General features: G+C 63.7%; 17 protein-coding genes, 2 tRNA genes and 3 rRNA genes. 15 read left to right on the forward strand and 7 right to left on the reverse strand.

Annotated features, from left to right (window positions below; all coding sequences use genetic code 11):
- Position 1 precedes the first annotated feature (1 nt).
- From BXA00_RS17985 to BXA00_RS18010, 6 genes are read left to right on the forward strand one after another with little or no spacing between them, the layout of a single operon-like run.
- Entirely contained in the window at positions 2-1102 is a 1101-nt protein-coding gene (locus tag BXA00_RS17985) for a glycosyltransferase family 4 protein (RefSeq protein ID WP_076521996.1), read from the forward strand.
- On the forward strand, positions 1099-1947 hold the full coding sequence (locus BXA00_RS17990) for a polysaccharide deacetylase family protein (protein WP_076519842.1): 849 nt from the start codon (positions 1099-1101) through the stop codon (positions 1945-1947). Before BXA00_RS17985 ends, BXA00_RS17990 begins: the two co-directional genes overlap by 4 nt.
- Positions 1944-2696 (forward strand): glycosyltransferase family 2 protein, encoded by a 753-nt coding sequence (locus tag BXA00_RS17995; RefSeq protein ID WP_076519843.1) that lies wholly within the window; start codon positions 1944-1946, stop codon positions 2694-2696. Before BXA00_RS17990 ends, BXA00_RS17995 begins: the two co-directional genes overlap by 4 nt.
- Entirely contained in the window at positions 2693-3808 is a 1116-nt protein-coding gene (locus BXA00_RS18000; RefSeq protein ID WP_076519844.1) for a glycosyltransferase, read from the forward strand. The genes BXA00_RS17995 and BXA00_RS18000 overlap by 4 nt, the downstream gene beginning before the upstream one ends.
- An 18-nt stretch (positions 3809-3826) precedes the next feature.
- Positions 3827-4552 carry a polysaccharide deacetylase family protein gene (locus BXA00_RS18005; protein ID WP_156902823.1) on the forward strand — a complete coding sequence of 242 codons (726 nt, stop codon included), beginning with the start codon at positions 3827-3829 and terminating at the stop codon, positions 4550-4552.
- Positions 4527-5675 (forward strand): glycosyltransferase family 4 protein, encoded by a 1149-nt coding sequence (locus BXA00_RS18010; protein WP_076519846.1) that lies wholly within the window; start codon positions 4527-4529, stop codon positions 5673-5675. The genes BXA00_RS18005 and BXA00_RS18010 overlap by 26 nt, the downstream gene beginning before the upstream one ends.
- A 13-nt stretch (positions 5676-5688) precedes the next feature.
- Here the strand turns inward: BXA00_RS18010 and BXA00_RS18015 are convergent, their stop codons facing one another.
- Genes BXA00_RS18015 through BXA00_RS18025 form a run of 3 tightly spaced genes read right to left on the reverse strand, consistent with a single transcriptional unit; the run spans position 5689 to position 7719 of the window.
- Positions 5689-5976: a YkgJ family cysteine cluster protein gene (locus BXA00_RS18015; protein ID WP_076519847.1), complete on the reverse strand. Its 288-nt coding sequence runs from the start codon at positions 5974-5976 to the stop codon at positions 5689-5691.
- A complete protein-coding gene (locus BXA00_RS18020; RefSeq protein WP_076519848.1) occupies positions 5967-6731 on the reverse strand; it encodes a YdcF family protein in 765 nt (254 codons plus the stop codon). Before BXA00_RS18020 ends, BXA00_RS18015 begins: the two co-directional genes overlap by 10 nt.
- 16 nt (positions 6732-6747) lie before the next feature.
- Positions 6748-7719, reverse strand: coding sequence for a glycosyltransferase family 9 protein (locus BXA00_RS18025; protein ID WP_076519849.1), 972 nt, complete (start codon positions 7717-7719; stop codon positions 6748-6750).
- A 103-nt stretch (positions 7720-7822) separates the two neighbouring features.
- Between BXA00_RS18025 and msbA the strand changes: the two genes are divergently transcribed.
- The 4 genes from msbA to BXA00_RS18045 all read left to right on the forward strand — a co-directional run bounded on the left by msbA (position 7823) and on the right by BXA00_RS18045 (position 13629).
- Positions 7823-9598: a lipid A export permease/ATP-binding protein MsbA gene (gene msbA, locus BXA00_RS18030; RefSeq protein ID WP_076519850.1), complete on the forward strand. Its 1776-nt coding sequence runs from the start codon at positions 7823-7825 to the stop codon at positions 9596-9598.
- 166 nt (positions 9599-9764) lie between these two features.
- Complete coding sequence (locus tag BXA00_RS18035; RefSeq protein ID WP_076519851.1) at positions 9765-11570, forward strand: monovalent cation:proton antiporter-2 (CPA2) family protein; 1806 nt, start codon at positions 9765-9767, stop codon at positions 11568-11570.
- A gap of 134 nt (positions 11571-11704) precedes the next feature.
- A complete protein-coding gene (locus BXA00_RS18040; protein ID WP_076519852.1) occupies positions 11705-11935 on the forward strand; it encodes a hypothetical protein in 231 nt (76 codons plus the stop codon).
- A 221-nt stretch (positions 11936-12156) separates the two neighbouring features.
- Positions 12157-13629, forward strand: a complete 1473-nt coding sequence (locus tag BXA00_RS18045) for a sensor domain-containing diguanylate cyclase (RefSeq protein ID WP_076519853.1) — start codon at positions 12157-12159, stop codon at positions 13627-13629.
- 97 nt (positions 13630-13726) lie between these two features.
- Here the strand turns inward: BXA00_RS18045 and BXA00_RS18050 are convergent, their stop codons facing one another.
- Together BXA00_RS18050 and rng are read right to left on the reverse strand one after the other, a co-directional pair.
- Positions 13727-14428, reverse strand: coding sequence for a DUF3053 domain-containing protein (locus tag BXA00_RS18050; protein ID WP_076519854.1), 702 nt, complete (start codon positions 14426-14428; stop codon positions 13727-13729).
- Between the two features lie 305 nt (positions 14429-14733).
- Positions 14734-16197, reverse strand: coding sequence for a ribonuclease G (gene rng, locus BXA00_RS18055; protein WP_076521997.1), 1464 nt, complete (start codon positions 16195-16197; stop codon positions 14734-14736).
- A gap of 890 nt (positions 16198-17087) precedes the next feature.
- Between rng and BXA00_RS18060 the strand changes: the two genes are divergently transcribed.
- The 5 genes from BXA00_RS18060 to rrf all read left to right on the forward strand — a co-directional run bounded on the left by BXA00_RS18060 (position 17088) and on the right by rrf (position 22418).
- Positions 17088-18618 (forward strand): 16S ribosomal RNA (locus BXA00_RS18060).
- A 132-nt stretch (positions 18619-18750) separates the two neighbouring features.
- A tRNA-Ile gene (locus BXA00_RS18065) sits at positions 18751-18827 on the forward strand.
- A gap of 24 nt (positions 18828-18851) precedes the next feature.
- A tRNA-Ala gene (locus tag BXA00_RS18070) sits at positions 18852-18927 on the forward strand.
- Positions 18928-19220: 293 nt separating this feature from the next.
- Positions 19221-22105, forward strand: a 23S ribosomal RNA gene (locus BXA00_RS18075).
- A gap of 200 nt (positions 22106-22305) precedes the next feature.
- Positions 22306-22418: ribosomal RNA gene (gene rrf, locus BXA00_RS18080) — 5S ribosomal RNA — on the forward strand.
- The 16S, 23S and 5S rRNA genes sit together here with 2 tRNA genes alongside, the layout of an rRNA operon.
- A gap of 123 nt (positions 22419-22541) precedes the next feature.
- Here the strand turns inward: rrf and BXA00_RS18085 are convergent.
- Together BXA00_RS18085 and BXA00_RS18090 are read right to left on the reverse strand one after the other, a co-directional pair.
- Positions 22542-23999 carry a sigma-54 dependent transcriptional regulator gene (locus BXA00_RS18085; protein ID WP_083714280.1) on the reverse strand — a complete coding sequence of 486 codons (1458 nt, stop codon included), beginning with the start codon at positions 23997-23999 and terminating at the stop codon, positions 22542-22544.
- Positions 23983-25959 carry an ATP-binding protein gene (locus BXA00_RS18090; RefSeq protein WP_083714281.1) on the reverse strand — a complete coding sequence of 659 codons (1977 nt, stop codon included), beginning with the start codon at positions 25957-25959 and terminating at the stop codon, positions 23983-23985. The genes BXA00_RS18085 and BXA00_RS18090 overlap by 17 nt, the downstream gene beginning before the upstream one ends.
- Positions 25960-26217 lie beyond the last annotated feature (258 nt).

Consider the following 26217-nt stretch of genomic DNA (forward strand, 5'->3'; position numbering starts at 1 on the left):
GATGCCCCCCCTGCGTATCGTGCATTCGGAGGCCGCCACCAGCTTTGGCGGACAGGAAGGACGCATCTTCAAGGAAATGCATGCCATGCGCGCGCGCGGGCACCATGTCGAAGCGATATGCCAGCCGCACGCGCAACTGACGGAACGCCTGCGCGATGCGGGCTTCACCGTGCATGCCGTCGACATGGCGGGACCCGTGAACTACGTGAAGGGCGTGGCCGCCGTGCGCCGCATCCTGAAGGCTGGCCGTTTCGACGTGCTCAATACCCACAGCCGCCGCGACACGGTGATCGCGGCACTGGCCGGGCGCATCGCCGGCACGCCGCTGATCGTCCGTACCCGCCACCTGTCCAACAAGGTCGGGTCGATGTGGTCCTACACCATCCTGCCGCACCGCGTCACCACCGTCAGCGACCACGTGCGCCATTACCTCATCAGCCGCGGCGTGGCGGCGGACAAGGTCGCGACCGTGTATTCGCCCATTGTGCTGCCCGCGCCGGTCGAGCACTCCACCTTGCGCGGCGAGCTGGGTCTCGCCGACGACGACATCGTCGTGGGCTGCGTGGCCGTCATGCGCGCCACCAAGGGGCACAAGGACCTGATCGACGCCATCGCGCCACTCATGGCCGTGCGCCCGAAGCTGCACCTGGTGTTCGTCGGCGCCGGCTCGCCGGTCTTCGAGCAGACCCAGGCCTACGTGGCCCAGCGCGGCCTGCAAGACCGCATCCACCTGATGGGCACGCGGCGCGACGTGCCCAACCTGCTGGCGGGGTTCGACTTTTTCGCGCTGGCCACGCAGCAGGAAGCGTCGGGCACGGTCTATGTCGAGGCGCAGGCCAGCGGCCTGCCGGTGGTGGGCACCAATGTCGGCGGCGTGTCCGAGATGTTCCGCGACGGCGTGACCGGCATCCTGGTCCCGCCCAAGGACCCGGCGGCGCTGACCGCGGCGCTCGAACGCCTGATCGACGATCCGGCGCTGCGCCGGACCATGGGCGAGGCCGGCCGCAAGATGGTCTGGGAAGAAGGGGTGTTCTCACCCGCGCGCCTCGCGGAAACCACCGAAGCCATCTACACGCGCTGGCTGGCGGAGCGCCGCCCATGAACGCGCCCAACGTCCCGGTGCTGATGTATCACCACGTCACGCCGGCCGGCGGCATGATCGCCGCCACGCCCGACGTCTTCGAGACCCAGGTGGCGCGCCTGGCCCGCGCCGGCTACCAGTCGCTGACCGCCGCGCAGTTTGCCGCCTACCTGGCGGGCGGCAGCGTGCCGGAGCGGTCGGTGCTCATCACGTTCGACGACGGCTACCTGAACAACTGGGTGCATGCGCACCCCGTCCTGGCGCGGCACGGCATGCGCGCGGTGCTGTTCACCATCACCGGCTGGATCGGCGACGGTCCCGTGCGGCCGCACGCGGGGCAGGCGGGACCGCTGCCCGCCACGCCCGACCACAACGCCTGCAAGGAACTCGTGGCCGCAGGCCGCGCCGACGAGGCCATGCTGCGCTGGAGCGAAATCGAGGCGATGCAGGCCGCCGGCACCTTCGAATTCCATTCCCATACGAACACGCATACGCGCTGGGACAAGGTCTGCGGCGCGGACGTGAACGCCAAGCGCGAGCGCATCGCGCAGGACCTGCAGGATTCGCGCGACGCGCTGGTGCGCCGGCTGGGCGCGGTCAGCGACCACCTCTGCTGGCCCCAGGGATATTTCGACGCGGACTACGTGGCGGCCGCCCGGCAGGCCGGTTTCCGGCACTTGTACACTACCGACCCTTTCGGCCAGAACACCCCGGGCGCCGATCCCGGACACATCTATCGCTTCGCGGTGCGCAATCAGGGCGGATCCTGGCTGAACCGCCGGATCTGGCTGTCGCGCGACCCGTTCTGGGGCCCGCGCTATCACGCCTGGAAGGCCTGGAAAAAGCGTCTTAGGAATCGCGGATGAAGTTATCAGTCATCATCATCACCAAGAACGAGGCCGCGAACATCGCGGCCTGCCTCAAATCCGTGTCCTTCGCCGACGAATTCATCGTGGTCGATTCGGGCAGCACCGACGGCACCGTGGAGCTGGCGCAGGCCCTCGGCGCCCGGGTCGAGGTGACCGCCGACTGGCCGGGCTTCGGCCCCCAGAAAAACCGCGCGCTGGACCTGGCGACCGGCGACTGGGTCCTGTCGATCGATGCGGACGAGCGCGTCACGCCCGAACTGGCCCAGGAAATCCAGGAAGTGCTGCGCGCCCCGCAGGCCGACGCCTATGAAATCGCCCGGCTGTCCAACTTCTGCGGCCGCGACATCCGGCACAGCGGCTGGTGGCCCGACTACGTGCTGCGCCTCTTCAAGCGCGGCACGGCGCGCTTCACCGACGCCGCCGTGCATGAACGCGTCGTGCCGGCCAGCGGCCGGGCGTTGCAACTGCGCGGCTATTTCCACCATTACCCCTACGACAACCTGGACGCGCTGATCAACAAGGTCAACCGCTATTCCTCCGACGCCGCGGCCATGATGTACGCCAAGGGCAAGCGCACCTCGGTCTTCGGGGCGCTGGGCCACGGGTTCTGGACCTTCGTGCGCATCTACCTGATCCGGCGCGGTTTCCTCGACGGGCGCCATGGGCTCGTCCTGGCGGTGACGGCGGCAGCCGGCAGCTTCTTCCGCTACTCGAAGCTGATGTTCCTGGCGGAAAACAAAAAGTGAAGATCCTCTATACGAACTTCCACACCGGCAACGGTGGGGGGCACGTCACGTACATCATCAACCTGGCCAAGGCGCTGGCCCGGGATCACCAGGTCACCGTGGCGGCGCCCGGCACCAGCCGCCTGCATCGCTATGCCAAGGCCATTCCCGGCGTGACGGTGGTGGACATGCGCTACACGACGCGCCCGTCGTCCTGGTTCCAGGACCGCGCGCGGCTGCGCCGCCTGATCGTGGACGGCAAGTTCGACATCATCCACGCCAACGGCTCGGCCGACCACAAGCAGGTCATGCTGGCCACCCTGGGCATGGCGCGCCGGCCGCGCATCGTGTTCACCAAGCACAACGATCACCCGCTTTCCAGCTTCGGGCACAAGCTGCGCGTGGCGCTGGCGACCGACCACGGGATCGCGGTCAGCGACTACATCCGCGGCATGATGGAACAGTCGCCTTACCGCAAGCGACCCATCACCACCATCCGCCACGGCATCGACACGAATTTCTTCGCGCCGCCGCCGCCCGAAAGCCTGGACAAGCTGCGCGAAATCTTCTTCGGCTCGGACTGGCGCGGCAAGCTGCTGCTGGGCAGCGCCGGGGGCACCGACTACGACAAGGGCTGGCTCGACCTGGTGGCCGCCGCGGCGGCGCTGCCGCCCGCCGACAAGGCACGCGTCTTGCTGATGGTCGCGGGCGATCCGCCGTCCGAGGCCAAGCTGGCGCGCGTGCGTGAACTGGGCATGATCGACCAGGTAAAGTTTCCCGGCCTGCTCGACGACGTGCGGGCGGCGCTGGCGGCCTGCCATGCGGGCTTCGTCCTGTCCTACCGCGAGGCGCTGTCGTTTGCCTGCCGCGAGATGATGGGGCTGGGGTTGCCGGTGCTGGTCAGCAACGCGGGCGGGCTGCCGGAAAACGTGACCGACGGCGTGGACGGCTGGATCGTGCCCATGCGGGATGTCCCCGCCATGACCGCGAAACTGCGTTTCATGCTGGACAACCCGGACGCCGTGCGGGCGATGGGCCAGAAGGCGCGCGAAACCAGCCTGCGCGACTTCAACCTGGAACGTTTCGCCGCGGCCACGCTGGACGTCTACCAACGAACGCTGGCCGGACACTGAGTCCTATAATCCGCTCCTATGTCTATCCCAATCCTCATGTACCACCAGATCGGCGAGCCCAATCCCAAGGGCACGCCGTATCGTGGCCTGACGGTGACCCCCGACAGCTTCGCGCGCCAGATGCGCTGGATGCGCCGGCTGGGCTACCGCGGATTGTCCATGCGCGACGTCATGCCCTACGTGCGGGGCGAGCGCCAGGGCAAGGTGTTCGGCATCACGTTCGACGACGGCTACCGCAATGTGCATCACAACGCGATGCCGGTCCTGAGCGAGCTGGGATTCACCGCCACCAATTATTTCGTTGCGCGCCAGTTCGATGGCGGCAACGTCTGGGACCTGCAGAAAGGCATTCCCTTCTCGCCCCTGATGAGCGTGCAGGAAATGCGCGAATGGGCCCAGGCCGGCAACGAGGTCGGGTCGCATACGCTGGACCACGTCCACCTGCCTGAACTGCCGCCCGACGAAGCGCGGCGCCAGATCGTCCAGTCCCGCCAGGAGCTGGAGCAGGCGCTGGGCGCGCCCGTCACGGCGTTCTGTTATCCCTATGGCGACCACGGCCCGGAACACCAGGCCATGGCGCGCGAAGCCGGCTACGACAACGCCACGCTGACCAAGCGCGGACTGGCGGCGGCGTCCGACGATCCCTTCGGACTGCCGCGGGTGACGGTGGCGCGCTCCACCAACATCATCCGCTTCCTCCAGAAGTGCCTCACCCGGTATGAAGACCACCGCCGGCGCCCGTGATCGCAGGCTCCGCATTGCGTTGCTGGTCGACCGCTTCGGCAATCGTTTCGGGGGCGCGGAGGCCTATGGCGTAGAGCTGATGCGGGTGCTCGGCAAGCGGCACGACGTGGCCGTCGTCGCGCGCGATTTCGACAGCGACCTGCCGTTTGAATACCTGCCCGTGCGCTTTCCCGGCTGGCTGCCAAGCTGGATGCGGGTGCTGTACTTCGCCTGGCGCGCGGACCGCCTGACGCGCGGCCGCTTCGACATCGTCCACTCCCACATGAACGGCTGGGCGGGCGAAATCCAGGTCATGCACGTCACGCCCGTGCGTTACAACCGCGTCACCCGCGTCAAGCCGCTGCATCGCGTGACCGCCTGGCTCAGCCCGCGGCTGGCCACCTATCTGCTGCTGGAAAAGCTGCGTGTCCGCAGGACGCCCCGGCGGCGCGTGGTCGCGGTGTCCGGCCTCATCATGGACCAGTTGCACCGCAGCTATGGCGAGCAGCTGCAGGTCGACATCATTGCGCCCGGCGTCAAACTGCCTCCCCCTGACCGGGACGGCAGGCGGGCCGCGACGCGCGCGCGGCTCGGCTGGGACGCCCACACCATCGGTTGCCTGCTGGTGGCGCGCAATCCCTTGCGCAAGGGCCTGCCGGCGTTGCTGGACGCGCTGGCGCAGCTTCCGCCGCACTACACCCTGCTGGTCGTGGGCGCGGACGCGTCCACCCGCGAGCGCGTCCGCGCCGCGGGTCCCGTCGCCGGTCGCGTCACGCTGATCGACCCCACGCCCGACGTGGCGCAATACTTCGATGCGGCCGACATCTACGCGCACCCGACGCTGAACGACAGCTATGGCATGGCGCCGCTCGAAGCGATGTCGCACGGCCTGCCCGTGGTCGTCAGTTCGCCGGTCTACTGCGGGTTCGCCCAATACCTGACGGACGGCCAGGACGCGTTCATCCTGCAGGATCCGCGCAACGGCGCGCAGTTGGCGCAGGCGCTGGAACGCCTGGGGTCGGATCCCCAACTGCGCGCGTCGCTCAAGACGCGCGGGCTGGAGATCGCCCGCGAACAGAGCTGGGAAACCGTGGCCTCGCGCTACGAGGCGCTGTACGAAAAGGTGCTGCGGGAACGCAATTGAAGGCGGCGCGGCGTCAGTGCCCGGGCGCCGTCGCCCGTTCCAGGTCGGCCAGCCAATGGATCGCATGCGCGCGATCCGGCCCGCACATGTCGCGCTGGGGCTGCAAGCCGCCGCAGAAGTCCGGACGGGAAGGGTGGCCGAAAATCGCGCACCGCATGTCCGGCAGCAATTGAATACAGGGCACGCCGGCAGGCTTGCCCTGCGGCATGCCCGGAATCGGCCGGGTGATCGACGGCGCGATGCAGCACGCGCCGCATCCCGGCCGGCAGTCCAGCGCCGCGTCGGCCTGGCTCAGACCCATCCGCGCAGCCAGTACACGAACAGCCCGGCGTATTCCTTCAGGATCGAGCGGCTGGCGTCGAACGTGCGCTCGTCGGGCAGCCACAAGGGCAGGGACCCGTCCGCTGGCAGCACGATCTGCGGCGGCGCGGGGGCGGCGATGACTTCCACGCCCTGCTTGGAGAAGGCCGCCATGGCGCGGGGCATGTGCAGCGCGGAGGTCACGAGCAGGACCTTGCCGATCCCGCGCGCCTTGAGCTGGTCTTCGGTCAGCGTGGCATTCTCATAAGTGGTGCGGCTGGCGTTTTCCAGGATCAACGCCGATTCCGGCACGCCTTGCTGGCGGATCGCATGCGCCATCCCGCGGGCTTCGCTGACGTCGCCTTCCAGCGCGCCGCCCGACAGCACCACCTTGGGCGCGCGTCCGGCCAGGTACAGCTCGGCGGCGGCGTCCACCCGCACCACGGCCGTGTCCTTGTCATAGGGCAGGAACCAGTTGGCGCGGCCATTCGCGGTATTTCCGCCCAGCACCACGATCGCGTCGGCCGTCGGCATCTCGGCGGCGGGCTTGTGCGGATAGCGGTTTTCCAGCGCGCCGCCGGCCCACAGCGACGTCACCGGCAAGGACCAGGCCAATGCCCAGAGCAGGCCCGCGGCGACGAGCGTGAGGCCCGTCTTGCGCAGCCGGAGCAGCCCCAGCACCAGGCCGACGACCACCAGGGTGATGCACAAGTTGTAGGGAATGATCAGATTCGTGAGATAGCTGGAAAAGGTCATTTCAAGACAATCCTGTTTACTGCGTACCATCCAGCAGGCGGTTGGCCTGCCGTTCCACTTCTTCCGGCGATGGCCACGCGTGGTCGGTTCCGACGCAGACGGCGCGGGGGGACCAGGGACCGGTCCGCTGCGGCTGCGTCACGCCGAACAGCGTGAGTTGCCGGGCCGATGCGGCGGCCGCCACGTGCGACACGCCGGAATCGTTACAAATCACCAGCGTCGCGCGGGCGGTCAAGGCCGCGAAGGCGCCCAGTCCCAGCGGGGGCAGCAATTGCGCCGTCGGGGCATTGCGGCGGGCTTCGTCGGTTTCGGCCGGAGGGGGGCACATTACCACGGTATGGCCGCGGGCCTGCAGGGCGCGCGTGAGTGTATCGAATCCCGGCCAGACCTTGATCCTGCCTTTGTGCAGGCCGGTCGCGGTCGGCGCGATCAGGACAAACGGCCGGCCTTCCAGCCCGGCCGCGGCCAGCGCCTCGCCGGCCGCGCGTTCGTGCGCCGCCGTCAGGGGCAGATCCAGCGTCGGCCCCGGCTTGGCCGGACCGCCGGGCAGGCCCCAGCGGTTCAGGGCTTCGCGGGTCAGGTGATGCCAGGATTCGACCGCGTGCAGCGGCTGGACGGGTTTGGCGAACGGCCAGCGCAGCAGGAAGCTGCGGCCGTCGTCGCGGTAGCCCGCCGACGGCAGGCCGGCCAGCCGGAACACCAGCGCGCTGGACAGGGAGTCCGGCAGCAGCAGGCCCCGGGCGCGCCGGCCCTGTGCGCCCAGGCCGCGCCGGTGCGCGCTGACCGCCGCCCGGTCCGGTCCCACCTTGCCGCGCATCGGAATGAAATCCTGCTTGTCCACGCCATCGAGCAGGTCGCGGGCCCAGGGGCGTGCGCAGATCACCAAGGGAAGGCCGCTGGCCTGCAGGGTGCGCAGGCTGGGCAGGCTCATGCAGACATCGCCCACCCAATTGGGTAACCGGACGTACAAGCAACTGATATCGGACATGGGAGGGCGCAAAGGCGCGGCTAGGGCTAAGGGGCAGGGGACGGCGCGCACGCGCGCAGCCGGTACAATCCTGGGCACAATTGTATAAAAGCGAGTGATCCCTTTGAATTCTGCCGCACGCAATGCGCCAGCGGGTTCCCAACCCGTGAAATCCGAACTCTGGACCCGGATCTACAGCCGCGTGGGTTCCTACTGGAAAGGCTTGTTGGCGGCCGTCCTGCTGATGGCAGGCGCCGCCGCCACCCAGCCGGTGCTGGCGGTCATCATGAAGCCCCTGCTGGACGGCGGCTTCTCCGGCGCCAAACCCTATTACGTCTGGGCGCTGCCGCTGGCGGTCGTCGGGCTGATCCTGTTGCGGGGCATCTGCAACTTCTTCAGCGACTATCTGCTTGCCTGGGTGGCCAACAACGTGCTGCTGGGCATGCGCCGCGACATGTTCGAACGCCTGCTGGGCCTGCCGGACGCCGACTTCAAGCGCGGCGACACCGGGCGCCTGCTGAACCGCTTCACCATCGACGCCGGCAACGTCACGGGCTACGCCACCGATGTCATCACCGTCCTGGTCCGCGAAACCCTGGTGGTGCTGGCCCTGATCTGCGTGCTGCTGTACATGTCGTGGGTGCTGACGCTGATCATCCTGGTCATGCTGCCGGTGTCGGTCATGATCTCGCGCTTTTTCATCAAGCGCCTGCGCCGCATCAACCGCGAGACCGTCAACATGAACGCCGAGCTGACCCGCGTGGTCGGCGAGGGCATCGACGGCCAGCGCGTCATCAAGCTGTTCGACGGCTACGAAGTCGAACGCGGCCGCTTCGATTTCGTCAGCCGGCGCCTGCGGCGCTTCGCCATGCGCACGGCCACGGCCGACGCGGCGCTGACGCCGCTCACGCAGGTCTGCATTTCCATCTCCGTCGGCGCGGTGATCGCCGTGGCGCTCAGCCAGGCCAACAGCGGCTCGCTGACCGTGGGCAGTTTCGCGTCGTTCATGGCCGCGCTCGCCCAGATCTTCGATCCCATCAAGCGCCTCACCAACGTGGCCGCACGCATGCAGAAGATGCTGGTGTCGGCCGAAAGCGTATTCACCCTGATCGATCAGGTGCCGGAAAACGACACCGGCACCAAGGAACTGCCCGAGCCCGTGCGCGGCAAGGTCGAATTCCGCAACGTGTCGCATCGCTTCCCCGACGCCGACCGCGACACGGTCAAAGACATTTCCTTCGTGGTCGAGCCGGGCCAGACCGTCGCCCTGGTGGGCCGCTCGGGCAGCGGCAAGACCACGCTGGTCAACATGCTGCCTCGCTTTGTGCTGGCCGACAGCGGCACCATCCTCGTGGACGACGTGCCGATCAACGACCTCACGCTGCGCAGCCTGCGCTCGCACCTGTCGCTGGTCAGCCAGGACGTGGTGCTGTTCGACGACACCATCGCCGCCAACGTCGGTTACGGCGCCCTGGGCAAGTCCAGCGAGCAAAAGGTGCGAGATGCCCTCGAAGCCGCCAACCTGCTCGAGTTCGTCGAGGGCCTGCCGCAAGGCATCAACACCCCGGTGGGCGAAAACGCCGCCCGCCTGTCCGGCGGCCAGCGCCAGCGCCTGGCGATCGCCCGCGCGCTCATCAAGAACGCGCCCATCCTGATCCTGGACGAAGCGACCTCCGCGCTGGACAACGAATCGGAACGCCAGGTGCAGGCCTCGCTGGAGCGCCTGATGAAGGGCCGCACCACCCTGGTCATCGCCCACCGCCTCTCCACCGTGCAGAATGCCGACCGCATCATCGTCCTGGACGCCGGCAAGATCGTCGAACAGGGCCCGCACGCCGACCTGCTGGCGGCCGACGGCCTGTACGCATCGCTCTACAAAATGCAGTTCCGGGAAGACTGAGCCGCCGCGCCCCGCTTTCTCCAGCCATCGCCCCTCGGGGTGGTTTTCAGTGCCGAAGTTCCTGTTTGCCAATCCCGCGGATTGCCTGAAAATGGCCTCAGCCCGCGCGTAGCGGGCGGGGCCGCGTCCCACGCGCTTCGGCCCGCCGTGCAACCAGGAGCGCGCCATGGCCCCGCTTTCCGAAGGCAATCAAGTCCTCAATGTCGTCGTCCTGCTAGGCGCAGCGGTGATCGCCGTCCCCCTGTTCAAGCGCCTCGGGCTGGGAACTGTCCTGGGATATCTGGCGGCGGGGCTGGCCATCGGCCCGTTCGGCATCGGCTTTTTCTCCGATCCGAAATCCATCCTGCACGTGGCCGAACTGGGCGTCGTGATGTTTCTTTTCATCATCGGCCTGGAAATGCAGCCCTCGCGCCTCTGGATGATGCGTGGCGAAATCTTCGGACTGGGCGTTGCGCAGGTCCTGGCCTGTGGCGCGCTGCTCATGGGCGTGGGCCTGCTGGCGGGCATGTCGGGCGCCGCGGCATTCATGGCCGCGATGGGCTTCGTGCTGTCATCCACGGCCATCGTGATGCAGATCCTGGCCGAACGCGACGAAACGACCAGCGCGCAGGGGCAGCGCATCGTGTCCATCCTGCTGCTCGAAGACCTCGCCATCGTGCCGCTGCTGGCCCTGACTGCCTTGCTGGCCCCCGCCGGCGGCGACAGCCAGGGCGATCCCTGGCAGCAATCGGCCATTGCGGTCGGCTGCATCCTCGCGCTGCTGGCGGCGGGCCGCTGGCTGCTCAACCCGCTGTTCCGGCTGCTGGCCGACGCGCGCGCCCGCGAAGTGATGACCGCGGCCGCCTTGCTGGTCGTGCTGGGCGCGGCGCTGCTGATGGAACTGGGCGGGCTGTCCATGGCGATGGGCGCCTTTCTTGCCGGCGTTCTGCTGTCCGAATCCACCTTCCGGCATCAGCTCGAAGCGGAGATCGAGCCCTTTCGCGCCATCCTGCTCGGCCTTTTCTTCCTGGGCGTGGGCATGTCGCTGGACTTGTTCGCCGTGGCGCGCGAATGGCCGCTCATCCTGGGGGGCGTCGTGGTGTTCATGCTGGTGAAGTCCGTCGGGGTCTACGTCGTGGCGCGTCTGCTGCGCGCCTCGCACGCCGAAGCCCTGACCCGCGCCGCGCTGCTGGCGCAGGGCGGCGAGTTCGCCTTCGTGCTGTACAGCACCGCCGCCGACAAAGGCATCTTCGACGCGAATACCGGGGCGATGCTGACCGCCATCGTCATCATCTCCATGGCGCTCACCCCGCTGTGCGTGCTGGCCCTGCGCTGGCTGCTGCCCAAGCCGGCGCCGTCCATGGATGGGGTGGACGTCGCCCGCGACCTGGACGGCTGCGCCCTGATCGTGGGGTTCGGCCGCTTCGGCCAGATCGTGACCCAGGCCATGCTGGCCCGCGGCATCAAGGTGTCCATCCTGGATACCGACACCGACGCCATCCGCGCGGCGGACAAGTGGGGCGTGAAGGTGTATTACGGGGACGGTACCCGCATCGACATGCTGCGTTCCGCGGGGGCGGAAAATGCCTGCGCCATTCTCATCTGTATCAATGACCCACGCGCGGCGACGCGCATGGTGCAGTTGATCAAGTCCGAATTTCCGCTCGTGCGAGTGGTGGTGCGGGCTTACGATCGCATTCATTCGCTGGTGCTGGCCAGGGAAGGCGTGGACTTCCAGGTCCGTGAAACCCTGGAATCGGCCCTGGTCTTCGGCGAAGCGGCGCTGCGCGCCATTGGCGTTCCCGCGAATGAGGCCGAAGAAGTGATCCTGGACGTTCGGCAGCGCGACTCCGAACGGTTCGAACTCGAAGTGGCGGGCGGCCTGTTCGCGGGACGTTCGCTGCTATACGGAAATATGACTAGCCAACCGGATGGCAGAAACGACCGCCCGGACCGCGAAACGGAGGATGCGGCCCCCAGTCCATCCCCCTGACGGCCATTTTTGGCCCTGCATTTCCGTATCTTTGCATTACTTTACGCATCATTTCATGCGCAAACCCGAACGGCTAAGGTAGATTGATCTGCATCGACGCTTCATTCAGGAAGCGCATTTGCCAGGGGGCTGCCATGCTGCTTACGGACCGTAATACGACCACGTCGCACGCGATCGGAATCGAGCTTGCCCGGCGTCAGGCCTTGACGCTTCGTTGCGGATTCTCGGGCGTGCTGACGCGCCAGTTGATGTCGCAAGCCGGCCGGGTAGGGCCGGCGTGGGCCATCGGCGCCCATCGCGAAACCGACAAGGCCCGCGGGGCCAAGGCCTTTCCCTTCCGTATCGCCGCCACCGCGGCGTCCTGACGCCCGGCCGGGCCCGCCGCGCCCGGCGCTCCATCCGCCACGCCCGTCCGGCACGCCGGCGGACGCCGCACACCCAGACCCGCTTCCCCGCGATCGACCGTCGCCCGTGGCTTGCCGCCCCGGGCGGCGATGTCTTGCGCCTGGCATCGGACACCGGCATCATCATGCTGGACCGGATCAGACCTACGCCACCCCGCCCGCCATCGCGAAGGAGCGCCGTATTGAATTCCCGTGGGATCGTGCACCGAACCCTGTATGCGCTGGCCGGCCTGGTCGGCATCGGTATCTGTGCGGCGGCGGTCGCATTGTTATGGATGGACCGCCGCGTCACCTGGGACTCGGCCTACGTCTCGGCGCGTAACCTGGCCAGCGTGCTTGCGGCGGACATCGGCAGGACGCTGCACGTCTACGACCTGTCACTGCAGGGCGTGGTCGAACGCCTGCGCGAGCCCGGTATCGCGAACCTCGACCCCGAAACCCGGCATCGTTTCCTCTTCGACCGCTCGGCCTCGGCGGCCTACCTGGGCGCCATCGTCGTGCTCGACCCCGAGGGCAACATCCTCTACCACTCGGGCGCCATCGCCCCGCCCGCGCTGAATTTCGCGGATCGGGATTACTTCCAGGTGCACCGCGACGCGGCCGGCGTCGGCCTCTTCGTCAGCCGCTCGTACCATAGCCGCCTGCGCGGCGGCGACGAAAGCATCGCCATCAGCCGGCGCATATCCAATCCGGATGGCAGTTTTGCGGGCGTGGTGGTCGGGTCTCTGCGCACGGCGTATTTCCGCGACCGCTTCGCGGAAGTGTCGATCGGTCCGCGCGACGCCATCACGGTATTTCGCAACGATGGCGCCGTCCTGCTGCGCAATCCTTATTCGCTCGCGGACGCGGACAGCGAGGTCGACGTGCCGCCCGACTTCCAGCAATACCTGATCGGGCGCGAAGGGGCGTTTGTCGGCATGCTGTCGCCCGACGGCGTCAATCGGCTGTATGCGTTCGACGCGATCGACGGCGCGCCGCTGGTGATCGATGTTGCGCTGGCCGTGGATGACCTCCTCGAACCCTGGGTGCGGCGCGTTGCGCTGATCGTGCCCGTGACGCTGGCGCTGTTCGCGTCCGTGCTGGCGCAGATCGTCCTCTTCCGGCGCGAGATGCGCTGGAGGCAGGCGTTCGAAGCGCAGTTGGCGCTGCAGGCGCAGACGGACGGACTGACCGGCATCGCCAATCGCCGCACCTTCGACGAGGCGCTGCAGACCGAGTGGGCCGCCGCGCGTCGCGATCGCACGCCGCTATCGCTGCTGTTCCTGGATGCCGATCACTTCAAGCGCTACAACGACCGATACGGACACCAGGAAGGCGACGTGCTGCTCAAGCGGCTGGCCCTTGCGGTCAAGGACAAGGCCCGCCGGCCCCGCGATCTGGCGGCTCGCTATGGGGGCGAGGAGTTCGTGGTGCTGCTGCCCAATACCAGCCGCCAGCGGGCAGCCGCCATCGGCGAAAGCATCCGGCGCGCCGTCGCGGAGCAGGCCATTTTGCATGAGGACAACGAGGGAGGCATCGTCACGGTCAGTATCGGCGTGGCCACCGCGATCCCGCAGGACGATGAATCGGCGGCGGGTCTCGTGGAGGCTGCCGACGCGGCGGTCTATCAGGCAAAGGAGGCCGGCCGCAATCGTGTCGCGGCAGCGCCGGCGTGAGCGCCGCGATGGCCGTCCGTTTCCTCGGCCCCAAAAAAAACGCCCCGTTTCACGCTGGCGTGAGACGGGGCGGGGAGCAGTGTTGCGGTGGGGGGGCTCAGCGGCCCAGCATCACGGCCTGCAGACGGGTCTGGGCCTGCTGCACCTGCTTTGCCTGCGTGTTCAGGTCTTGCAGAAGCTTGTTGAGCTCATCCTGCACGGCCGGGTCCTTCACCTTCACGATGGGGCCCGAAATCTCGATCTGCGACTTGTGCGCCTCGACGTAATCCGCGATCTTCAGGCTGCTGTCGAACGTGGCGTTGAGCTGCGGCAGCACGTCGCGGAACGTATCGGCCGGCAGGCTGACGGTCTTTTCGTAGGCCTTGTCGTAAACGACCTTCAGGTCTTCCGGCTGCTTAAGCTGCGCGCGGGCCGCGTCGGCCTTGGCCTGCTGTTCCTTCAGCGAGGTGTTCATGTCGTTGAGCGCGGCCTGCACCGTCTTCAGATCGTCGCGCCGGCTCACGATATCGTTCAGCGAGCGCATCGCGCCCTTCTGCATGATGCCCGACAGCGGCTTGACCGATGCGTCCATGCCCGCATTGAAGTCGGTGATCACGGCATACTGGGCAGCGTAGTCGCCAAAGGACTTCTTCTCTTCGTCCGTCAATTTCGGCACACGCACGCCGGGCTTGTCGACGATGCGCGTCTGCAGGAACTGCGTGAACGCGGCGCGCTGTTCGGGCTCCTTGTCGCCGCATGCGGCCAGCACCAGCGGCAAGGCCGCGATCAGCGCCACGAACGGACGAAATAGGGACTTCATTGCAATGACCTCCGGAAAAGCTAGGGGAAAACGCCAGGACGGTCCTCGACCCGGCAAAGCGCCCGCAGCTTATCGGCATCGTTTCCGAGCCGCCATTGCTTTCAAACTTCATTTCAATCGAATCGTTACGTCACACAATCTACACAACTCGGGTTGATTGGCGGCCGGGAATCGAGTAGGCGTTTGCGCGCCGGCGGTCGCGCGTCGCGTGAGCATCCGCACAGCCCGTGGGTCACGCCTCGGGTCACGCCTCGGGTCACCCCCCGGGCCACCGAGTGCAATGCCGGTTCCTCCATCCAGGGAGATCAGACGAGGATGATGTCGTATTTTTCCTGCGAATACGTCGCTTCCACTTCCAGCGACACCCGCTTGCCCACAAAGTCCCCCAGCATCGCCAAGTGCTGGCTTTCCTCTTCCAGGAACAGGTCCACCACCTCCTGCGAAGCAAGAATGCGGAATTCCTTGGGGTTGAACTGCCTGGCCTCGCGCAGGATCTCGCGCAGGATTTCATAACAGACGGTGCGCGGTGTGCGCACATTGCCGCGCGACTCGCACATGGGGCAGGGCTCGCAAAGCTGATGCGCCAGCGAATCGCGCGTGCGTTTGCGCGTCATCTCCACCAGGCCCAGTTGCGTGAATCCGTTGACCGTCATGCGGGTGCGATCTCGCGACAAGGCTTTCTTCAACTCCGCCAGCACGGTATCGCGATGCTCCTGTTCCTCCATGTCGATGAAGTCCAGGATCACGATCCCGCCCAGGTTGCGCAGCCGGAGCTGCCGCGCAATGGCCTGCGCGGCTTCAAGATTGGTCTTGAAGATCGTATCGTCGAAATTGCGGCCGCCCACGAAGCCGCCGGTGTTGACGTCAACCGTTGTCAAGGCTTCGGTCTGGTCGATGATCAGATAGCCGCCCGACTTCAGGTCCACCCGGCGCGACAGCGCCCGCGCAATCTCGTCGTCCACGTTGGCCGTATCGAACAGGGGGCGTTCACCACTGTAGTGCTGGATGCGGTCCACCACCGACGGCGTGTAAATGCGCGCCCATTCCAGCATGGCCGCCGTGGTCGTGCGTGAATCCACCAGAATCGATCCGGTCTCCGGCCCCACCATATCGCGCAGCACCCGCTGCGCGAGCGTCAGGTCCTGGTGCAACAGGGCAGGGGCGGGCTGCGTGCGGGCGGCAGCCTGGACGCTCGTCCACAGCTTGCGCAGATACTCCACGTCCGCCGTCAGTTCCGCATCATTGGCGCCCTCGGCCTGCGTGCGGACGATGAAGCCGCCTTTCTCATCCGTGGGCATCAGGGCCTGCAGCCGCTCCCGCAACTGAATGCGCTCGGACTCGGAATCGATCTTCTGCGAAATGCCGATGTGCGGATCGTGGGGCAGATACACCAGCATGCGCCCCGCCATGCTGATCTGTGTGGAAAGCCGCGCGCCCTTGGTGCCCAGAGGATCCTTGACCACCTGCACCATCAGGGTCTGTCCCTCGAAAATCAGCTTTTCGATAGGGGTCGGCGTGAGTCCCTGGCTGCGCTCGGCACGATTCTCTCGGAGATCCGCAATATGGATGAACGCCGCGCGCTCCAATCCGATGTCGATGAAGGCGCTCTGCATTCCGGGCAGCACCCGCACGACCCGCCCCAGATAAATGTTGCCCACGTGGCCCCGCTGGATGCTTCGTTCCACATGCAGTTCCTGGACCGACCCCTGTTCCACCAGCGCGACGCGGGTCTCAAAAGGGGTGACGTTGATCAGGATGTCTTCGCTCAGGGCGATCGCGGGGGGCATAAGGGGTTCGTCTCCAATAAGCTGCGGCGTGCAGGCGAATAGTAAACGTACATACTAGTCTCCCGAGCAGGGGGCACGCGACGTCTATATATATAGGGAAGACGACAGGCGCGCCATTGCGCTCCCCAATCTTGGCGCACCCGCGTCACGGCCCCGCCGCGCCAACAATGAATTTGCGACATGTGCATGACAGTCAGAAAATCTGTGCTATAGTCTCGCTCCTTCGCAGTTCAAGCAGTTCTGAACCGCGAAGCCAAGCAAGTGCAACAGGCGGACGGGGCAACCCACCACCGCCTGCCGCGAAGGCAATCAGTCATGAGCGCCAAGCGGTTATTGCAAGGATCGACGCAAATCAGGCAGAAGCCAGTTGCAAGATCTGCAAAAATTGTGCTATAGTTTCGGGCTTGGCAGTTGCCTAAAATTTAGGGTTTACCCTGATTTTTCGATAGCTGCTAAGGCAGGGCAGAAGCCCTGGCGAGACCTGAAGAGGTCGCGGCAAGAAAGCGAAGTTAAAAACGACGCTGACTTGACAAGCGATAAAAACTTCTTCATAATCTCGTTTCTCTGCTGCAACGACAGCGACGACGCAAAAGCGAAGTTAGCCGAAGTTGAAGGCAGAAGCAGTACAGAATTTAGCAGTACCCGCTCTTTAACAATTAAACAACCGATAAGTGTGGGCGCTTGATGCGAGTGCAGCGATTTGGGTTTCGGCCTGAATCGCAAGCACAAGAAATCAAGTGCTCACTAGAAGTGAAGTACCTTAGACGTCAAGTTTAAGAACATACCTCACTTCCTTTGAGTAGCGACGTATGGCCTGGTTTGAATTGGCGTAAGCCAAGACGGACCAAGAATACGAAACAAATACAGAGATTAAACTGAAGAGTTTGATCCTGGCTCAGATTGAACGCTAGCGGGATGCCTTACACATGCAAGTCGAACGGCAGCACGGACTTCGGTCTGGTGGCGAGTGGCGAACGGGTGAGTAATGTATCGGAACGTGCCTAGTAGCGGGGGATAACTACGCGAAAGCGTAGCTAATACCGCATACGCCCTTCGGGGGAAAGCAGGGGATCGTAAGACCTTGCACTATTAGAGCGGCCGATATCGGATTAGCTAGTTGGTGGGGTAACGGCTCACCAAGGCGACGATCCGTAGCTGGTTTGAGAGGACGACCAGCCACACTGGGACTGAGACACGGCCCAGACTCCTACGGGAGGCAGCAGTGGGGAATTTTGGACAATGGGGGAAACCCTGATCCAGCCATCCCGCGTGTGCGATGAAGGCCTTCGGGTTGTAAAGCACTTTTGGCAGGAAAGAAACGTCCCGGGCTAATACCCTGGGAAACTGACGGTACCTGCAGAATAAGCACCGGCTAACTACGTGCCAGCAGCCGCGGTAATACGTAGGGTGCAAGCGTTAATCGGAATTACTGGGCGTAAAGCGTGCGCAGGCGGTTCGGAAAGAAAGATGTGAAATCCCAGAGCTTAACTTTGGAACTGCATTTTTAACTACCGAGCTAGAGTGTGTCAGAGGGAGGTGGAATTCCGCGTGTAGCAGTGAAATGCGTAGATATGCGGAGGAACACCGATGGCGAAGGCAGCCTCCTGGGATAACACTGACGCTCATGCACGAAAGCGTGGGGAGCAAACAGGATTAGATACCCTGGTAGTCCACGCCCTAAACGATGTCAACTAGCTGTTGGGGCCTTCGGGCCTTGGTAGCGCAGCTAACGCGTGAAGTTGACCGCCTGGGGAGTACGGTCGCAAGATTAAAACTCAAAGGAATTGACGGGGACCCGCACAAGCGGTGGATGATGTGGATTAATTCGATGCAACGCGAAAAACCTTACCTACCCTTGACATGTCTGGAATGCCGAAGAGATTTGGTAGTGCTCGCAAGAGAACCGGAACACAGGTGCTGCATGGCTGTCGTCAGCTCGTGTCGTGAGATGTTGGGTTAAGTCCCGCAACGAGCGCAACCCTTGTCATTAGTTGCTACGAAAGGGCACTCTAATGAGACTGCCGGTGACAAACCGGAGGAAGGTGGGGATGACGTCAAGTCCTCATGGCCCTTATGGGTAGGGCTTCACACGTCATACAATGGTCGGGACAGAGGGTCGCCAACCCGCGAGGGGGAGCCAATCCCAGAAACCCGATCGTAGTCCGGATCGCAGTCTGCAACTCGACTGCGTGAAGTCGGAATCGCTAGTAATCGCGGATCAGCATGTCGCGGTGAATACGTTCCCGGGTCTTGTACACACCGCCCGTCACACCATGGGAGTGGGTTTTACCAGAAGTAGTTAGCCTAACCGCAAGGAGGGCGATTACCACGGTAGGATTCATGACTGGGGTGAAGTCGTAACAAGGTAGCCGTATCGGAAGGTGCGGCTGGATCACCTCCTTTCAGAGCTTATGTGCTCGTGTTAAGCGTCCACTCTTATCGGTTGTTTGATATAGCTGGGATCAGTTGTAGGCTTGGGTCGAGGGAATCTTCCCTGGGTCTTCAGCTTCCTGACTGCTGATCCGAGAAGGTTTTGGGTCTGTAGCTCAGTCGGTTAGAGCACCGTCTTGATAAGGCGGGGGTCGTTGGTTCGAATCCAACCAGACCCACCAGGTATTTCGCGGCAAGCGAAGTATGGGGGTGTAGCTCAGCTGGGAGAGCGCCTGCTTTGCAAGCAGGATGTCATCGGTTCGATCCCGTTCACCTCCACCATCGATTTTCAAGTCGCCTGGTAGATGTAGAGGCCAACTCATAGTGTCGTCATCAACGATCCTATGAGTTGGGTTTTACCCAACAGCTATATTTGTTCTTTAACAATCTGGAAGAAGCACAACGAAAATGTGTTCATCGAGTAATCAGCGTTGCTGATGAAGATGGGCACGGGTTGTGATTGCATTAATTTTGTTCCAAGTTCTCAAGACTGGGGTGAATAACCTCAGACTGCTTTGAAACTTATGAACGGCACAAACGCTAATACTCAGGTCCTATAGCCTACAGCGTTATAGGATCAAGCGACTAAGTGCATATGGTGGATGCCTTGGCGATCACAGGCGATGAAGGACGTAGTAGCCTGCGAAAAGCTGCGGGGAGCTGGCAAACAAGCTTTGATCCGCAGATATCCGAATGGGGAAACCCACTGCAGCAATGCAGTATCCCTAGCTGAATACATAGGCTAGTGGAAGCGAACCGGGTGAACTGAAACATCTCAGTAGCTCGAGGAAAAGAAATCAACCGAGATTCCGAAAGTAGTGGCGAGCGAAATCGGAAGAGCCTTTACGTTTTAGCACGCAAGATAATCGAACGGAATGGAAAGTCCGGCCGTAGCAGGTGATAGCCCTGTAGATGAAATTTTGTGTGTGGAACTAAGCGTAAGACAAGTAGGGCGGGACACGTGAAATCCTGTTTGAAGATGGGGGGACCATCCTCCAAGGCTAAATACTCGTGATCGACCGATAGTGAACCAGTACCGTGAGGGAAAGGCGAAAAGAACCCCGGAAGGGGAGTGAAATAGATCCTGAAACCGTATGCATACAAACAGTAGGAGCCTCCTTGTGGGGTGACTGCGTACCTTTTGTATAATGGGTCAGCGACTTACATTCAGTGGCAAGGTTAACCGAATAGGGAAGCCGTAGCGAAAGCGAGTCCGAATAGGGCGATTCAGTCGCTGGGTGTAGACCCGAAACCAGATGATCTATCCATGGCCAGGTTGAAGGCACGGTAACACGTGCTGGAGGACCGAACCCACTAATGTTGAAAAATTAGGGGATGAGCTGTGGATAGGGGTGAAAGGCTAAACAAATCTGGAAATAGCTGGTTCTCTCCGAAAACTATTTAGGTAGTGCCTCAAGTATTACTGCGGGGGGTAGAGCACTGTTATAGCTAGGGGGTCATGGCGACTTACCAAACTATGGCAAACTCCGAATACCCGCAAGTACAGCTTGGGAGACAGAGCACCGGGTGCTAACGTCCGGACTCAAGAGGGAAACAACCCAGACCGCCAGCTAAGGTCCCGAATTATCGCTAAGTGGGAAACGAAGTGGGAAGGCATAGACAGTCAGGAGGTTGGCTTAGAAGCAGCCATCCTTTAAAGAAAGCGTAATAGCTCACTGATCGAGTCGTCCTGCGCGGAAGATGTAACGGGGCTAAGCGATAAACCGAAGCTGCGGGTGTGCACTTTTAGTGCACGCGGTAGGAGAGCGTTCTGTAAGCCTGCGAAGGTGGCTTGTAAAGGCTGCTGGAGGTATCAGAAGTGCGAATGCTGACATGAGTAGCGATAAAGGGGGTGAAAAGCCCCCTCGCCGTAAGTCCAAGGTTTCCTGCGCAACGTTCATCGGCGCAGGGTGAGTCGGCCCCTAAGGCGAGGCAGAGATGCGTAGCTGATGGGAAGCTGGTTAATATTCCAGCACCGTCGTACAGTGCGATGGGGGGACGGATCGCGGAAGATCATCAGGGTGTTGGATGTCCCTGTTGCTGTATCGAAGATGGCGCTTAGGCAAATCCGGGCGCGTAAATCAAGGGTATGGCACGAGCGAGCATTGCTTGCGAAGTGATTGGAAGTGGTTCCAAGAAAAGCCTCTAAGCTTCAGCTGTACGAGACCGTACCGCAAACCGACACAGGTGGACGGGATGAATATTCCAAGGCGCTTGAGAGAACTCAGGAGAAGGAACTCGGCAAATTGATACCGTAACTTCGGGAGAAGGTATACCCCGGTAGTGTGAAGCGCCTGCGCGCTTAGCATGATGGGGTCGCAGAGAATCGGTGGCTGCGACTGTTTATTAAAAACACAGCACTCTGCAAAGACGAAAGTCGACGTATAGGGTGTGACGCCTGCCCGGTGCCGGAAGGTTAAGTGATGGGGTGCAAGCTCTTGATCGAAGCCCCGGTAAACGGCGGCCGTAACTATAACGGTCCTAAGGTAGCGAAATTCCTTGTCGGGTAAGTTCCGACCTGCACGAATGGCGTAACGATGGCCACACTGTCTCCTCCTGAGACTCAGCGAAGTTGAAGTGTTTGTGATGATGCAATCTACCCGCGGCTAGACGGAAAGACCCCATGAACCTTTACTGTAGCTTTGCATTGGACTGTGAACCGGCCTGTGTAGGATAGGTGGGAGGCTTTGAAGCGTGGTCGCCAGATCACGTGGAGCCATCCTTGAAATACCACCCTGGTTTGTTTGCGGTTCTAACCTTGGTCCGTTATCCGGATCGGGGACAGTGCATGGTGGGCAGTTTGACTGGGGCGGTCTCCTCCCAAAGTGTAACGGAGGAGTTCGAAGGTACGCTAGGTACGGTCGGAAATCGTGCTGATAGTGCAATGGCATAAGCGTGCTTGACTGTGAGACTGACAAGTCGAACAGGTGCGAAAGCAGGACATAGTGATCCGGTGGTTCTGAATGGAAGGGCCATCGCTCAACGGATAAAAGGTACTCTGGGGATAACAGGCTGATACCGCCCAAGAGTTCATATCGACGGCGGTGTTTGGCACCTCGATGTCGGCTCATCTCATCCTGGGGCTGTAGCCGGTCCCAAGGGTATGGCTGTTCGCCATTTAAAGAGGTACGTGAGCTGGGTTTAAAACGTCGTGAGACAGTTTGGTCCCTATCTGCCGTGGGCGTTGGATACTTGACGGAGCCTGCTCCTAGTACGAGAGGACCGGAGTGGACGTACCTCTGGTGTACCGGTTGTCATGCCAATGGCATTGCCGGGTAGCTAAGTACGGAAGAGATAACCGCTGAAGGCATCTAAGCGGGAAACTCGTCTGAAGATTAGGTATCCCGGGGACTTGATCCCCCTGAAGGGTCGTTCGAGACCAGGACGTTGATAGGTCGGGTGTGGAAGCGCAGTAATGCGTTAAGCTAACCGATACTAATTGCCCGTGAGGCTTGATCCTATAACACTGATGGTTATGACCTGGTGTATAGCGTTCCAAGTGTCGTTCAATACAAATTACTGGCTGCCCCGTCAGCAGCCAGCCAACACCAATTACACCCACTGTGGGTGATCATCGAGCCCAGGCTCTGACCACCACACGTTGCGCTTCTTCCAAGATTGGAGCCGTTGCCTTAACCCGCAACCGCTCAACCCGTTACGCCTGACGACCATAGCAAGGTGGTACCACTCCTTCCCATCCCGAACAGGACAGTGAAACGCCTTTGCGCCGATGATAGTGGACGGACGTCTGTGAAAGTAGGTCATCGTCAGGCTTTTATTGTGCAAACCCCCGCAGGGATACCCTGCGGGGGTTTGTTTTTTGTGCAGAGTGAATTGATTGAACCCCTCGCGGCTTGCGCCGCGAGGGGTTTTTTATTTGGACAGACGTTCTCCGGTTACAGCGGGGCTCGGGGCTGCGTGCCGACGTATTCCTGGCGGTCGATGCCGTGGCGTTGGAGTTTGTCGTAGAAGGTTTTGCGGGGGATGCCGAGCGCGTCGAGGGTGGCTTTGATGTCGCCTTGGTGCGCGGCGAGCGCGTCGCGGATGACTTGGGCTTCGTACCGTTCCATGCGCTCGGGCAGGCTGAGCGAGCTGGCTTGCGCCGGAACGGGCTCCAGCGGCGGATCGTTCAAGACGCCCAGCACGAAGCGTTCTGCGAAGTGGGCGAGTTCGCGCACGTTGCCCGGCCAATCGTGGGTCATGAGGTGCTGGCGGATCGCCGCGGGCATGTCGGGAATGTCTCGGTGGAAGCGGCGGGAGGCGTGGCCCAGGTAGTGGGCGAAGAGCAGGGGAATGTCCTCCCGGCGCTCGCGCAGCGGGGGGAGCCGTATCGTGACGACGTTCAGACGGTAAAACAGATCTTCGCGAAACTTGGCCCGGATGGCGGGGCTGCCCAAGTCTTCCTTTGTCGCTGCGACGACGCGCAGGTCGAGGTTGCGCACTTCGTTGCTGCCCAGTGGCGTGATTTGCCGCGATTCGAGCACGCGCAGCAGCTTGACCTGCAAGGCGAGCGGCATGCTTTCGATTTCGTCGAGGAACAGGGTGCCGCCGCTGGCGTGTTCAATGCGTCCGATGCGTTTTTTCTGGGCGCCGGTGAAGGCGCCGGCTTCATGCCCGAAGAGCTCGCTTTCGATCACGCTTTCGGGGAGCGCGCCGCAGTTGATGGCGACGAGCGCGCGGTGCCTGCGGCGGCTGAGGCGATGCAGTGCTGTGGCGACGACCTCTTTTCCCGTGCCGGTTTCTCCTTCGACGAGCACGTCCACGTCGGCGTCCGCGATGTGGCGCAAGGTCTGCTTGATCCGTTGCATGGCGGGGGTGGTGCCGATGAATGGCACTTCATCGGCTTCGACGGCGAATGCGGCTTCGCGAAGGCGTCGGTTTTCGAGGACCAGACGGCGTTTTTCGGCAGCGTGCCGGATGGCCGCGACCAGGCGGTCGGCGGGGTAGGGCTTGGACAGGAAGTCGTATGCGCCCTCGCGCATGCACTGAACCGCCGTGGCGATGTCGCCATGGCCGGTGATGAGGATGACCGGGATGTCGGCATCGACGTTGCGCAGTCGCTGGAAGAGTTCGAGCCCGTCCATGTCGGGCATGCGGATGTCCGTGACGACCACGCCGTCGAAGTCGCGGTCCAATGCGGGCAGCGCGGCGCGCGCGCGGGCGTGTGCATCGGTCAGGATGCCGTGAAGCGTGAGGGTCTGGACGGCCGCACGGCGCAGCGCTTCGTCGTCGTCGATAAAGACGACGCGCGGAGCGGCAGGCCGGGGCAGGCTGTCGTCGGACGAACCTGCGGCAGTCGACCCTGCGGCGGGCGGACCATTGGCGGGCGTTTGGGAATCAGGAGCGCGGGTCATGGCTGTTGCTCGATGCAGGATGTTGAGCCGGCGTCTTGCGCAGGGTCAGGATGAACAGGGCGCCGCGGTCAGGCGCCGCGGGGGAGGAGGAGCCGGCGTGCTGGGGATCGGCGGCGCGCAGCTCCCCGCCGAACTCGGAGACGATGTCGCGGCTGATGACCAGGCCCAGGCCCAGGCCGTCCGGCTTGGTGGTGTGAAATGGCGTGAAGAGGTGCGCGCGCGCCGCGTCCGACAGCCCCGGACCGTTGTCGTGAACGTATAGCAGCACGGTTTCCCCCGCATCGTGCAGGGTCAGGACGATCCTGCCCTCCGGCAGGCCTTCAAGGGCTTCCAGGCCGTTCTGCAGCAGATTGACCAGCACCTGCTCCAATCGGACCCGGTTGGCCTGCACGCTGCAGGGCGTGTTGCGGGGCGGGCTCTGCAGGACGACGCCCTGGCGCCGGGCGCGCGGGCCCACCAGCAAGAGCGCGCCTTCCAACGCTTCCATCAGGTCGGTCGGCCCGACCGAGGCGCCCGCCTTGCGCGAAAAGGCGCGGAGCTCGCCGGTGATGTGGCCGATGCGGTCGGTCAGGGCAGCGATGGTGCCAAGGTTTTCCTGGACGGCGCCCTCGTCGCGGCGTCGCAGGAATTCGGCGGCGTTGTCGGCGTAGGCGCGGATGGCGGCCACGGGCTGGTTGATTTCGTGCGCCACGCCCGCCGCCACCTGGCCCAGCAGCGCGAGCTTGCTGGCCTGCACCAGTTCATCCTTCATGGTGTGAAGCTGGGACTCGGCACGCTGGCGCTCGTCCATTTCCTGGACGAGCTGTCCGTTCACGTCGCGCAATTGCGCCGTCCGCTGATCGACCAACGCCGCCAGCTGTTGCTGGATGGCGGCTTGCTGCTCCGCGCGTTCGAGGTTGCGGTGGCGGCGGTACAGCACCATGCCCACCAACGCCGCCAGCATGCTGAGCGCCAGCGCCGTGCCCAATTGGGCGTTGGCGGTGGCCTGGTTGACGGCCGCTTGCACGGGCGACAACTGGTGCAGCGTCCAGCCTGGCGATTCGATGACAGGCAAGGTGGTGTGCAGCAACGCGGTGCCGGCGGCGGCGCGCGGCAAGGCGTCTTCGGTGCGCACGAGCTGGCCGTTGCTGGCGGTCTGGAGCGGCGGCGTGACGGGCAGCGGCTGGAACCTGGCATCGCCGAACTGCAGGCTAGTGCGCAGGGATTGCGCGAGGGCGGGCGCGAGCGGCGCCAGCACCTTGAAGCGCCAGTCGGGCAGGTTGCCGAGCAGCACGACGCCGTGCTCGTCGGTCACGAAGATGGCGGCGTTGGCCTGCCGCCAGTCCGATTCGAGATCCCGGAAGTCGACCTTCAGCACCACGACGCCCAGCATGGCGCCTTGCGGGCCGTCCACGCGCCGCGCGAGGTAGAGGCCGGCTTCGTGGCTGACCGTGCCCAGCGCGAAATGCTCGGCCGAGCCGCGGTTGACCGAACCCTGGAAGTACGGCCGGAATTCGTAGTCGACCCCGACGAAGGTCGCGGGCTCGCGCCAGTTGCTGGCGGCGATCGCCAGGCCCTTTTTGTCGAGCACGTAAATCGCCGACGCGCCTACGCCGCGGCTGAGGGCCTCGAGTTTTTGGTCGAGCGCTTCGATCTGTGCCTTGCCGGCCCCTTGCAGGGCCGCGCGCAGATCCACGTCCTGGGTCAGCACGAATGGCAGCGCCTTGAATTTGTCGAGGTTGTTGCGCAGGAGGGCGGCGTGGATCTGGCCGGCGCTGCGGGCCTGGATGGCGGCTTCGCCGAGCGCGCGGTCGCGGGCCCACTGCGTGGCCGCGTACAGCGCGACGGCGGCGAACCCGACAGCCACGCATACCCACGCGGCTCGCCATGGCCATGCCCCCCGGCGCTGGCGGGCGGATGGGGGAGAGGGGGGAGCGGAGGCGGGAGGGGAAGCGTTCATGGCGTGCGATTTTCCGCACATTCTAGCCGGTTTCTGTGCGGAATTCCGCCGAGAAACGCCGGGCGCAGGCGCGGGGAGATTCCAAAAGCCCATGAATATCAATGGGTTGTGGGGATGCCTGCCCTGTGCCGATCTTGGCACGGCTATTGCATATATACCCGCAAGCCGCCCGGCACACGCGCGGTGAAATCGGCTGGCAGCTGGAACGCATGGCCATAAAACAGATAACGCCCCGACGTCGCCCGCGTCAACCCGCGCGGAGCAAGGGGCCCAGGTGGG

The sequence above is a fragment of the Achromobacter sp. MFA1 R4 genome, assembly GCF_900156745.1.
Lineage (GTDB): Bacteria > Pseudomonadota > Gammaproteobacteria > Burkholderiales > Burkholderiaceae_B > Achromobacter.